Below are 12,048 nucleotides of genomic sequence, written 5' to 3'. Positions count from 1 at the left end.
CCCCCGGAACTACCCCGTCGACGCGGGCGGCTGCGGCGCGTTCCCGGGCAGCGGCACGTCACCGGACTCCACCACGGCGACGGCGAGCGCGGTGCGCGAGGGCGCGTCCCGTTTGCGCATCGCGGAGTGGACGTGTTTCTCGACGGTGCGGGGCGAGAGCCCGAGGACGCGGGCGATCTGTCCGCTGGTCCGGCCCTCCACCAGCAGCCGCACCACGTCGAGTTCGCGCGGCGAGAGCCGGTCGCCGTAGCCGGGCCGGCCCACCCGGGTGCCGACCCGGACCCCCAAGTCCGCGAGGGTGTGCCGTACCCGGTCCCCGTCCCCCCGCGCGCCGAGGGCGATGAGGCCGTCGAAGACCTCGCGGAGCACGTCGACGGCCCCCTCCCGTGCACCGGCGGCGAGGCGACAGCCCGCCGCCGACTCGCGGGCCAGCAGCGCGTCGTACGGTCTGGGCAGGGCGCTCCAGGCGGCGGCCGCCTCCTCGAAGTGCCCGGCGGCCCGCGCCGGATCGCCGTCGGCGCGGGCGAGCAGGGCCGCGGTCAGCAGGCGGGCCGCCGTCGCGACCGGCGCGTCCGCCCCGCGGGTACCCGCCGCGAAGGCCGTGGCCGCGCGGGCGGCCTCCGCGGCCCGACCGGCTTCGAGCAGGGCGCGGACCCGCAGCGGGACGATCTCGGCGGCCCAGAGCCAGAGTTCCTTCGTCTCGACGAGCCGCCAGGCGGCATCGGTGGCGGCCAGGGCCTCCGCGGGGCGGCCGGTGGCGATCGCCAGTCGCGCGAGCACGGCGGACGGGTCGCGGGCCCCGTCGACGGGGCCGCGTGGACGCCCGACCGCGATCGCGGCCAGGACCCGCTCCCGCGCACGGTGGTGGTCACCGTGGGCGGCGTCGAGCAGTCCGGCCAGCAGCAGCGCGTCGACGCGCAGCACGGGTTCGTCGGCGTCGAGGGCCGACGCCTGCCACTTCCGCGGTCCGCTCCAGTGGCCGGTGAGCCAGTCGAGGTGGGCGAGGGTCGCCCCGACCAGGTCGCGCAGGCGCAGGTGCTGGTGCTCCTCGGCCAGGGCGGCGGCCGCGTCGAGCCGGTGCCGGGCGTCGGCGTAGCGGCCCCACAGCATGGCCGCCTCGCCGAGGTTGGCGAACCCCCGGGCGCGTTGCAGCACTTCGCCGGGGGTCCGTCCGTCGCCCGGCAGGTCGCGGGCCGCCGTCCAGCCGGCCGGGTCGCCGAGCACCAGGAGGGTGGCGGCGCGGTCCATGAGGAAGGAGAGCCGGTCCTCGGGCGCCGGGTCCAGCCGGTCCTCGACCAGCCGTCCGGCACGCTCCAGCCAGGCACGGTGATGCGCGGCGGGGTGCGCGGTCGCGAGCGGCCGGGCGAGCATCATCATCGCGTGGACCGCGGCGACCGGCCGGTCCCCGACCAGTCCCGGCACGGCCTGTTCCATCTCCGCGGAGGCGCCCTCCACGTCACCGACGTGGAACATCAGCCGGGCCAGCTGCCAGGTGACCTCGGTCCGCTCGTGCGGGGTGAGTTCGCCGGCGGCGGTGGCGCGCAGCACGGTGACGAGGTCGCGCAGCGGCCCGTTGCCGGGCGCGGCGTACAGCGGCATGCGCTGCACCAGACGGGACACCGCGGCGCCGCGGACGGCACCGCCCGCGAGGAGGTCGAGGAGCAGCCCGAACGCCGTACGCGGGTCGCCCGAGGAGATCGCGTGGTCGGCCGCCTGCTCGGCGTACCCGGCCCAGCGGTCCGGGTCGCCCGCCTCGCGGAAGTGCCGGGCCAGTTCGGCGACGCGGCGCACCGGTTCCTGTTCGAGTGCCGCCCCGGCGCGACGGTGCAGGCGGCCGCGTTCGAGGGCGCCGAGGGCGTGGTGGACGCTGCGCGCGGCCAGCATGTGCCGGAATCCCACCCGGGCGTCGCGGTCCTCGTGCAGCAGCCCGCCGGCCAGCGCCTCGGCCAGACCGTTCTCCGCCTCCGGCAGGGTCAGGCCGGCGACCTCGGCGACCAGCGCCGGCGCCCGCTCGCCCTCCAGCACGGCGAGCGCGGCGAGCATCGCGCGCGCCGCGGGCCCGAGGCGGGAGGTCCGCTCCAGCACGGCGTCGCGGATGCTGGGCGGTACGTCGAGTTCCGCCACGTCGCGCCGCAGCCAGGCGCCGTCCTCACAGACCAGGTCGGCCCGGTCGTAGAGCAGGCGGACCGATTCCTCGACGGCGAGCGGCAGTCCGTCGGTGTGGCCGTGCAGGAATCCGGCGAACTCCTCGGAGACGGGCTCCCCGCCGAGCATCGAGGAGACCAGGTCCGCGGTCCCGGCGATGTCCAGGGGGCCGGGTTCCAGCCGGGTGACGCCGGCCTGTGCGACCAGCCGGCGCAGCAGCGACTGGGGGCGGACGTCCTCGGGCCGGTAGGTGAGGACGAGCCGCGGGCTCCGCTCCGGCCTGGCCCGCAGGAACAGCAGGAGTTCCAGGGTGGTCTCGTCGGCCCAGTGGGCGTCCTCCACCACGAACAGCCCGACGCCGAGGGCGTCGACGAGTTCGACGAGCGCGCGCAGCAGGCGGTGCCGGGCGGCCGCCGCGTCGGGCAGCGGTTCGGGGGCGGGCGGCAGTTGCCCGGCCCACTCCGGGAAGACCGGGCGCAGCGCCCCGGCGAGCCCGGTCAGCGGCAGGCCGGTGACCCGGTCGGCGAGCCGGCGTACGGCGTCGACGACCGGGCCGAGGGTGTACGGCTCCCGGAACGGCGGGCAGACCGCGACCAGTGCCGTCTCCGGCCGTCGCCCGAGCAGTTCGTGGAGCAGCCGGGTCTTCCCGATGCCCGCCTCGCCCGCGACCACGACGAGGCCCGGCCGCTCGTCGAGCGCCCGGCCGAGTGCCGAGAGGTCGCGGTCGCGGCCGACCAGGCGGGGTACGCCGAGGTCGGGTCGGCGCACGAGCGCGCCGACGCTCTCCGCTGCTGTCACATCCGCCTCCGATCGGGCCCGGTGGGCTCATTCTGCCGGGCGCGCCCGCGGCCCTCGCCGCGGCGCCGGGCCGGCGTACGGCGCGGGGGCCCGCGCCGATCCGCACGGCGGTCGTACCGTGTGCCTCATCTCCGTGCAGGGAAAGGGCAGTTCACGCTCGTCGTCCCGCGCCTCGCGGGCTCGTCCAGGTCCCGTCACGCGGGCACGGATCGGCGCACCGGCCGACCGCGGGACGAGGTCGCACGCGACGGCGGAGCCGGCAGTACGTCGCCCCCGCGGATGCCGCAGGCGGGCGTACCCCCTGGCGTTCGGCGCCGAGCCGGCGTCGGTCGCGCGTGTCGGCCGGACGCGGTGGGCACTCCCCGTCGTCCTCGGGAGAGCAGACGTATGAGTGCGACCACTCACCGCGAGCCCGGCGTCCGCGGTCGGCCCCCGTGCCGTGAGCGAGGTCACCCTTTAATTCGAGGGCCCCCTCATGTTATGCTGACGGCATGAGCCCCCAGCCCACCCTTTCCGCACCACGGGCGGCGGCAAGACCGCTCAGGCGTGATGCGCAGCGCAACAGGGACGCGATCCTGGCCGCAGCCCGCAGGAGCTTCGCCGCGCAGGGTCTGGGCGCTTCCCTGGAAGGCATCGCCCGCGAGGCCGGTGTCGCGATCGGAACGCTCTACCGGCACTTCCCCAGCCGGCTGGACCTGGTCGAGGAACTCTTCACCGCGAAGTTCACGGAACTGCTCGACGCCGCCGAGGCGGCCGCGAACATGGACGACGCGTGGGACGGGTTCTGCCACTACCTGGAAAAGCTGTGTGAGCTACAGGCGTGCGACCGCGCGTTCCACGACCTGGTCTCCGCGCGACTGCCCCTGCACGCACTCGGCAGGGGCATGTTCGAGCGCGCGAAGGGACTGGCGGCCGAGATCTTCACCAAGGCCCAGGAGCAGGGGACCCTCCGCGGCGACGTCACCCCGCAGGACATCGCGTTCGTGATCTGGTCGCAGGCCGGGATCATCCAGGCCACCCGCACCGTCGCCCCCACCGCGTGGCGCCGCCACCTCCACCTGATGCTCGACGCCTTCCGCGCCCCGTGCGCCCACGAACTGGCCGAGCCCCCGCTGACCCCCCAGCAGGTCGACGCGAGCCTTGTCGCTCTGGAGTGCCCCGAGGAGGAGTGCGTCGAGTGCCACGGGGAGGAATGACCGACGCGGCGACGGACGTGGCGGCTGTGCCCGCCGGGTCATGAGCCCGGGTCATGAGCCCGGGTCATGAGGCCCGGGTCATGAGGCCCGGGTCTTCCGGCTCAGGGCCACGGGAGACCGGGCATGAGACGACTCGGCCATGAGACGACTCGGCCATGAGACACACGGTGTGAGACACACGAACGGGTCCGGTCGCCGTGGTCGGCGACCGGACCCAGGTCCGCCAGGGCATCTCGGGCCCCGGACGATGCCGCCGTCCGACAGGGACGGCGTTCGACAGGGACGGCGTTCGTAGGCTTGCCGCAAACGCGCCCGCCGGTTCGGCGTCCGGGTCGAGCCGACCGGACTCGGCTCCCGGCGACACCGCCCGGCCCGGCACGCGGTGACCCGCCGGCGCGCGGTGGCCCGACATGACGCGGCGGCCCGACGGCGCGCGGACGCGACCCTCCTGGGCCTCGTCCGCGCGCGACGCCGAGCCGACCTCGATGGGCCGCATCCGCATCACCGGTGGTTCAGGTACCACGCGTACTGGTTCACGTACCACTGAGTGGCTCCGATGCCGCGCCACGGCGTGACCTGGTTCCACCCGTTCCCGTCCCAGAAGTACGCGTGGTGGCCGTCCCAGCGCGCTGAATAGTTCGGCTGGCCGGGCCAGCTGATTCCGTACCCGTTGCCGTATCCGTACCCGTTTCCGTACCCGTCGCCGTGGTACCCGATCCGGTCGCCGCCGGTCCTCAGGGCAGCGGCCGTGACCTGGGCGTGCTGGACGGGCTGCGCGTGGGTCGCCTGCACGGGCTGCGAAACCGCCGCCGAAGCCGCGCCGCCGGCGCCGAGAACGGCTCCGCCCGCCAGTGCCGCAGAAGCAAGACCGACCGAGACCCGCCTGATCCACCTGTTCATCTTCGTCTCCTCGTGAGGTGCCGCGGTACCGCCGCCAGGCGGCCGCTGCCCTGTCTGTGATCTGCGATCCGGGAAATCCGGACCGCCCGGTTGCCGAGCCAAGGGGGCTCTTCCGGAGGGGGTCCTCATGTTCGGCTGATGCCAGCGTAGCCGAGGGGGGCCTCATATTTGCAAATGCGTTCACAGTGACCATCATCACGGCACGTTGTGAAGGGTTGACCGGAATAAAAAACGCAGTAGCAAACGGTCCATCGCGGCTCGGTGCGGGACGCTGGACGGGGGCGGCACACGGTGTGCCGGGCCGGGCCGAGGCGGCAGGACCGCCTCGGCCCGGAGGCGCCGGCACCGGCGCACGTCAGGCAGGCGAGGCGGCCGCCCGTCCGAAGGTGCCGGGCGAAGAACCGGACCGCGCTGTCGGCCTCGAACCTCGGCAGTTCCTGGAGGGCGTCCAGGGCCGCCCGCCACTCGGGCACGGCCCGTTCCGCCAGGTGGGCGTTGGAGCGCACGACGATCGGGCCTTCCGCCTCGCCCGTCACCCGCGCCCGGTGCAGCGCGGCGATCTCCTGTTCGTCGTGCGCCGGGCGCGTCCGGGCCGCTCCTAACCGGCGGCAGGCTGCGGGAAGGCGACCGGGCTCCTGAGTCCCGCCCGGTTCACCGCTCTCACTCCGAAGAACACGTTGTCCTTGGACAGGTCCACTTCGTGCCGCGTCACGTCCGCGACCGGGATGACATGGGTCCACTCGGGGTCCGTGGTCTCCCGCCAGACGACCTCGTAGCCGGCCAGGTCCGGCTCGGTGCCCCGGGTCCACGCCAGGTCCGTCGAGTTCGTGAGCGCCGAGGTGATGATCTTCGCGCCGCGCGGTGTGCCGGGGGCCTGGGCCAGGGACCACAGGGTCGCCGCGTTCACCCGGGCGACCCGGGCGACGTAGCGGAAGTCGCAGAACTCGGGCAGGTCGCCGTACTGCTGGCCCGCCTCGTCGACGCGTACGTCCTGGTGCTGGTGGGCGAAGTCCTCGGCGGGTTCCGTGAACCGTGCGGCCGCATAGCCCTGTTCGAGGAAGGGGATGTGGTCGCCGCCCCGGCCGTAGCGGTCCCGTCGGTAGATCACCCGGACCTGCATGCCGGTCGCGTCGTTGTCGGCCACGTCGCGCACGAACCGGGACAACTGGCGGGTCGCGGAGTCGTTCTCGCCGCCCACCGAGCGGCGGGTCGCGGCCTGTTCGGGCGTTTCGGAGGACGGGACGCCCTCCGCGAAGAGGCGGACGGTGTACGGGTCCCGTGTGCCGTCGTCCGCGGTGGAACTGCCGACGATGTCGTTGGTGAACATGCCCTGCACGTCGGCGCCGGCCGCCTTGAACTGCTGGGCCATGTGCGCCGCCCCGTACAGCCCCTGCTCCTCCCCCGCCACCGCCGCGAACACGATCGTCGACGCCGGACGCCGCTTCGCCATCACCCGGGCCAGTTCCAGCACCACGGCCACGCCGGACGCGTCGTCGTCCGCGCCCGGCGCGTCGGACGTGGCGTCCATGACGTCCGTGACGCGGGAGTCGTAGTGGCCGGAGACGACGTACACGCGCTCCGGGGTCACCGAGCCGCGCAGGGTGGCGAGCACGTTGGTGATGCGGGTGGCGGTCGGGACCCGGGAGGCGGGTTCCTGGACGTACGACTGGAGTTCCGCCGTCATCCGGCCGCCGGAGGCCGCGGCGTACGAGCGGAGTTCGGCGAGCAGCCAGTCGCGGGCGGCGCCGATGCCGCGTACCGGGTCGTCCTGGACGGACAGGGTGTGCCGGGTGCCGAAGGAGACGAGTCTGCGGACCGTCGCCTCGATGCGGGCCGGATCGATCTCCGCGAGCAGGGTGCGCAGTTCACGGCTGGGCGGCTGGGCCGTCGCGGGCGGGCGCCGGCCCTCGTCCCGCGGTGGGGCCGCTTCGGCCGGTCCCGTCGTTCCCAGTACCGCCGCGCCGCTCGCCGCTGTCGCGGTCAGGATGGTTCGCCTGCTGAGGCTGGGACGCATCTGCCCTCCCGGGGCTGGCTGTGCCGACCGACCCTGCCATGGTTGTGGACACGCCAAGAATGGGCAAGGGCGGCCCGCGGGGCGGCGGGAGCGGCCGTGGGCGGCGAGTGGCCTCGGCCGGCCGGATCCACGGGAGGGCCAGCGGCGCCGAGTCCGGTTACGGGAACACGGTCCCGACGCGCGCCCCGGAGTTTTCCGACGCGGGCCGCGCGGTCATGAACGCACGAGCCGCGCGATGGCGTCGGACGCCTCCTTCAGTTTCTGCTCCCGCTCGGCACCGCCCTCGGCGACCGCGTCGCTCACGCAGGTGGCCATGTGCTCGTCCAGCATCTGCAGTGCGAACGACTGCAACGCGCGGGTCACCGCCGACACCTGGGTGAGGACGTCGATGCAGTAGGTGTCCTCCGCCACCAGGCGTTGCAGCCCGCGTACTTGGCCCTCGATGCGGCGCAGCCGCATCATCACGTCATCCTTGTGCTTCTTCTGGCCCGCCATGCCTCCGCTTCCCTTCCCTCCACCGAGGGTCGCCCCCTGCGGCGAGCTCCCCCCTAAAAGATACCCTCCACCGGTACGAACCACCCGCGGCCGACGGCAGAAGGAACCCGGGGTGAACTGCCGCTACGGACCGCGGAGCACCGGGGATTCCCGGTTCCGCCGCGGGACCACCGGCCGGCGGCCCCGCGACCCGGGCGGACAGCGGCTGCCGCGGCCCCTCCCCCGCCGCCCCGTGGCCGAGGCGGATCCGGGCGGTGCCGATGCGCCGACGGGAGTGCGGGGACCTTGCCCCCATATAGGGGTAGGGGGTATATGTATTACCGGGCGCCACACCCGGAGGGCCGTAATGAGTACCCTCACCCTCCAGGGGTAATGGGCCGCCGCCAAGTCTCTGCTCAACTCCAGGAGGAAACCCATGTCGTCCTGCTGCACCCCCGACGGCAGCTGCCACTCCGACGCGACCGGCGAGTCCGTCTCCGACGGCGTCAGCACCACCTACGCGGTGTCCGGTATGACGTGCAGCCACTGCAAGGCGGCGGTCACGGAAGCCGTCGGCGGGGTCGACAGCGTGCTGTCCGTCGACGTCGACGTGGACACCGGCCGGGTCACGGTCATCACCAAGGAGGGCCCCGATGACACCCTGATCGCCAAGGCCGTCGACGACGCCGGGTACGAACTGACCGGCCGCGCCGCCTGACGCGGTCCCGTGCAGCGCTCCCCGCCGCCCGCGGGGTGCGATCCGGCCGGGCCCGTTCCCACCCCCCGCCGGCGGACCCGGCCGGTTCACCCGCCCCCGCGCACCGTCCGGGCGGGCAGGTCAACCGAACGCCGTCCTGACCCGCCTGCGAGCGGACAGCCGGGTCTGTGTCCCGGCGTCCAACGGCAGTTCGATCCGGCGGTCGACGCGGTCCTCGGCCCAGGTGCGCGTGTCGATCAGCCACCAGTGCTCGACGTCGATCCGGTAGAGGCGGTGGGGCGCGGGCGCCTGCAACAGCTCCGACGGCAGCTGCCATTCGGTCCGCTGCCGAGCGTCCGGGAACACCGTCTCATAGAACGGCGCGTGGTACGCGGCCAGTTGTTCGGGCGGGATCTCCGTGCAGCGGCCGGTGAACTGCGCTCCGTCGACGGACGAGACGGCCACCCCGGCCGCGCCCTCCCTGACGAACAGCGAACCGGCCACCCGCGGCTGGGAGCGGATGTCACCGCTGTGGCGGGATCCGGTGGACGAACCGAAGACGAAGTGCAGCGGATCGGGGAACCACGCGTACTCCAGGGTGGCCGCCCAGGGGGTGCCGTCCCGGGTGGTGGCCAGGTTCAGGTACCGGGCCTCGTTCAGCAGATGTGCCGTCCGGTCGATCAGGTTCTCTTCGATCGCCATGGGAGACCTTTCCGTGGGTGACCGTATGGTGTCCTGGCGCCGCGGCGGGCGTGCCGCACGGCCCGCGGCGTACGTGGTCCGCGGCGTGCGTCCGCGGCGGGCGGTCACCGGTGCCGCAGGAACACGGGCAGCGACGAGATGTCGTTGCCGATGAAGGTGTTCCCGGGTGGTACGTCCTCGGGTTCGACGGCGAGAGTCAGCCGCGGGAACCGGTCGAACAGGGCGGGCAGCGCGACCCGGGCTTCGAGCCGGGCTAGATGCGAGCCGGGGCAGAAGTGGGCGCCGAGGCCGAAGGCGAGGTGGTCCTTGTCCGCGCGGTCGATGTCGAAGGCGGCGGGATCGTCGTGCACCTGCGGGTCCCGGCCGTGGGCGCCGTAGCAGATCAGGATGGCGTCGCCGGCCCGGATGACCACCCCTTCGCCGAGGTCTATGTCCTCGGCGGCCCAGCGCATGGGCAGATGCATCACCGGGCAGTGCACGCGCAGGGACTCCTCGACCGCGTCGTCCCAGCGGGCCGGGTCGGCTCGCAGGAGAGCGAGCTGGTCGGGGCGGCCGAGCAGTTCGCGGACGGTGTGGTCGATGAGGTTGATGGTCGTCTGGCTGCCGCCGCCGATCATCAGCAGCAGGGTCGACACCAGTTCGTGCTCGTTCAGCGACTCCTCGCCCTCCTCGCGTGCGGTGAGCAGGAAGCTGGTCAGGTCGTCCCCGGGGGTGCGCCGCTTGGTGGCGATCAGGAGGTGCATGGCCGCCACCAGGTCCTCGTAGAGGGCGACCGACTCCTCCTCCGACAGCCCGGTCCTCGCCACCGCGCGGAACACGCGCAGTACCTCGGGCCGCTGATCGTCCGGGATGCCGAAGAGGTCGCAGATCACCTGGGTCGGCACGCAGTAGGAGAACTCCTGGTGCAGGTCGACCGGCTCGTCGGCGTCCCGTGCGGCCAAGTCGTCCAGGAGCGCGGTCACGTCCGCCTCGATGTGGGAGCGGAGTTTCTCCACCCGGCGGGGGGTGAAGGCCGGGGTGATCAGCTTGCGGAGCCGCGCGTGCTCGCGTCCGTCGGTGGTGGCCATGGAGTCCAGGTCGACCCACGGGGACAGCCAGGGGACGGAGCCGGGCCGGTAACCGGGCACGGTCTTCTTCAGGTTCCGGGAGACGCCGGGATGCGTCAGGAGTTTCCTGACGACGTCTCCACGGGACACCGACCACGCCCCCACCCCTTCGGGCAGGTGCACGGGGACGGCGGGTCCCAGCGAGCGCAGGTGCTCGACCTGTGCGTACATGCACCGGCCGCCCTTGCTCTGCATCGTCTCGGTCGGAGTTGCGCTGAAGGGAATCACTGCGTGCCTCCTGATGAGGGCCGGACGCGGCGGCGGGAGCGGCGGAGCCGGCCCAGCCGTCGCGTCCAGCTGTGATCACTTGTTTCGGTGTCTTGTCGCCGTGTCGGTCATTCAGTCGGCCTCCGCGGTGGAGACCGGCTCGGCGGCGCCCGCCTCGGCGCCCTGGGCGGCCGGTGCGGGCGAGCCGGTCGGCGGTACGTGCCGCAGCGCCACGGCCGCGACGACGGCGCTCACCGCGGCGATCACCGCGGCCGTGGCGGCGGCGACGTTGAGCCCGGTCGTGAACGCCTCCCTGGCCACCCGCAGCAGCTCGCCGCCGACACGGGCGGGCAGGTCCTGCGCGGCGGCCACGGCTCCGTCGAGGTTCTGCCGGGCGGCCGACCTCGCCTCGTCCGGCAGGGCGCCGGGCAGTTTGTCGGCGACGCCGCTGCGATAGGTGGCGGCGCCGATGCTGCCGATGATCGCCACACCGAGGGAGATGCCGAGATCGTTGACGGTCGAGGCCAGACCGCCGGCCGCGCCCGCCTTCTCCGGCGGTACCGAGCCGACCACCAGGTCGGTGGTCAGCGCCATGGACGGGGAGACCGCCGGATACAGCACGATGAAGCCCGCGATGACCCAGGGCAGACCGGTGGTGCTGTCGATCTGGGTGAACAGGACGTAGCCGACCACCTGTACGGCCAGGCCCGCGGCGATCACGTTGCCGGGCCTGATCCGGCGGGCGAGGATCGGGGCGCGCATGGCGACCACGATCAGGACGAGGGCCGCCGGGAGGATCGCGACGCCGGTCCTGAGCGGCGACAGCGCCTTCACCAGTTGCAGGTACTGGGTGAACATCAGGTACACGCCGCCCAGGCCCATGGCCGAGAGGATGAAGACGCCGAGGGCCCCGCTGACCGTACGGTTCTTGAAGAGGCGGACGTCCAGGAGCGGATCGGCGGTGCGCAGTTGGCGGAAGACGAACCCGGCGCCGAAGACCACTCCGACCACGACGGACAGTGCCGAGAGCGCCGGTGAGTCGGTGGTGGCGAAGGACTTCACGCCGTAGATCAGCGGCAGCAGCGTCAGCAGCATGAGCAGCGCGCTGACCAGGTCGAGCTTGCCGTTCCTCGGTCCCTGGTGGCCCGGCAGCAGCAGCGGCGCGCCGATGGCCACGACCGCCATGACCGGGACGGCGACCAGGAAGGTGGCCCGCCACGAGAACACTTCGAGCAGCAGGCCGCTGAGCAGGGGGCCGAGCGCGACGCCGGCCGAGATGGCCGCCGCCCAGGTGCCGATGGCCACCCCCCGCTGCTTCGGGTCCTGGAACATCGTGAAGATCAGGCCGAGTGTGGTGGGCATCTGCATGGCGGCGGCGATACCGAGCAGGGCACGCCAGACGATCATCAGCGCCGGGGAGTCCGTGAAGGCGGCCGCCACCGAGACCGCACCGAACAGCACGGCGCCGACCATCAGGAGGTTCCGGTGTCCGAAGCGGTCGGCCACGGTTCCCATCAGCACCAGCAGGCTGGCCATCAGGAAGCCGTAGATGTCCAGGATCCACAGGGTCTGCGCGCTGCTCGGCCGCAGATCCGCCGCGAGGTAGGGGATGGCCAGGAACAGGATGGTCAACATCATGAACAGCAGGAGCGCGGGGAGGACCAGCAGGCCCAGCGCCGCCCACTCCTTGCCCCCCGCTCGTAACTGCCGGCTTCCTGCCGTAGACATCGGTACTCCTCTCCTCGTCGAGACCCGCGACGCCGCCGTGCCCGAGGCCCGGTCGCACGCGCGTGGGCATACCCCCTTGGG

9 protein-coding genes are annotated in these 12,048 nt (G+C 73.3%); 2 read left to right on the top strand and 7 right to left on the bottom strand.

What is annotated here, in order from left to right:
• Positions 1–9: 9 nt before the first annotated feature.
• Positions 10–2,943, bottom strand: a complete 2,934-nt coding sequence (locus ACFC09_RS40260) for an AAA family ATPase (RefSeq protein WP_376537084.1) — start codon at positions 2,941–2,943, stop codon at positions 10–12.
• Positions 2,944–3,434: 491 nt separating this feature from the next.
• Between ACFC09_RS40260 and ACFC09_RS40255 the strand changes: the two genes are divergently transcribed.
• On the top strand, positions 3,435–4,139 hold the full coding sequence (locus ACFC09_RS40255) for a TetR/AcrR family transcriptional regulator (protein WP_376537083.1): 705 nt from the start codon (positions 3,435–3,437) through the stop codon (positions 4,137–4,139).
• Positions 4,140–4,640: 501 nt separating this feature from the next.
• Here the strand turns inward: ACFC09_RS40255 and ACFC09_RS40250 are convergent.
• From ACFC09_RS40250 to ACFC09_RS40240, 3 genes are all read right to left on the bottom strand, one after another.
• Positions 4,641–5,039, bottom strand: a complete 399-nt coding sequence (locus ACFC09_RS40250; RefSeq protein WP_376537081.1) for a hypothetical protein — start codon at positions 5,037–5,039, stop codon at positions 4,641–4,643.
• 598 nt (positions 5,040–5,637) lie between these two features.
• Positions 5,638–7,053, bottom strand: a complete 1,416-nt coding sequence (locus ACFC09_RS40245; protein WP_376537079.1) for a M20/M25/M40 family metallo-hydrolase — start codon at positions 7,051–7,053, stop codon at positions 5,638–5,640.
• 213 nt (positions 7,054–7,266) lie between these two features.
• Entirely contained in the window at positions 7,267–7,548 is a 282-nt protein-coding gene (locus tag ACFC09_RS40240) for a metal-sensitive transcriptional regulator (protein WP_376537077.1), read from the bottom strand.
• Between the two features lie 415 nt (positions 7,549–7,963).
• Between ACFC09_RS40240 and ACFC09_RS40235 the strand changes: the two genes are divergently transcribed.
• On the top strand, positions 7,964–8,245 hold the full coding sequence (locus ACFC09_RS40235; RefSeq protein ID WP_376537075.1) for a heavy-metal-associated domain-containing protein: 282 nt from the start codon (positions 7,964–7,966) through the stop codon (positions 8,243–8,245).
• Positions 8,246–8,365: 120 nt separating this feature from the next.
• Here ACFC09_RS40235 and ACFC09_RS40230 read toward each other — a convergent pair whose 3' ends face one another.
• The 3 genes from ACFC09_RS40230 to ACFC09_RS40220 all read right to left on the bottom strand — a co-directional run bounded on the left by ACFC09_RS40230 (position 8,366) and on the right by ACFC09_RS40220 (position 11,967).
• Positions 8,366–8,926, bottom strand: a complete 561-nt coding sequence (locus ACFC09_RS40230; RefSeq protein ID WP_376537073.1) for a pyridoxamine 5'-phosphate oxidase family protein — start codon at positions 8,924–8,926, stop codon at positions 8,366–8,368.
• Between the two features lie 104 nt (positions 8,927–9,030).
• Positions 9,031–10,260, bottom strand: a complete 1,230-nt coding sequence (locus tag ACFC09_RS40225; RefSeq protein ID WP_376537071.1) for a cytochrome P450 — start codon at positions 10,258–10,260, stop codon at positions 9,031–9,033.
• A gap of 111 nt (positions 10,261–10,371) precedes the next feature.
• Positions 10,372–11,967 carry an MFS transporter gene (locus tag ACFC09_RS40220; protein ID WP_376537069.1) on the bottom strand — a complete coding sequence of 532 codons (1,596 nt, stop codon included), beginning with the start codon at positions 11,965–11,967 and terminating at the stop codon, positions 10,372–10,374.
• Between the last annotated feature and the right edge of the window lie 81 nt (positions 11,968–12,048).

The organism is Streptomyces sp. NPDC056161 (assembly GCF_042268025.1).
Classification (GTDB): domain Bacteria; phylum Actinomycetota; class Actinomycetes; order Streptomycetales; family Streptomycetaceae; genus Streptomyces.
This window is presented reverse-complemented; position numbering and strand designations above follow the sequence as displayed.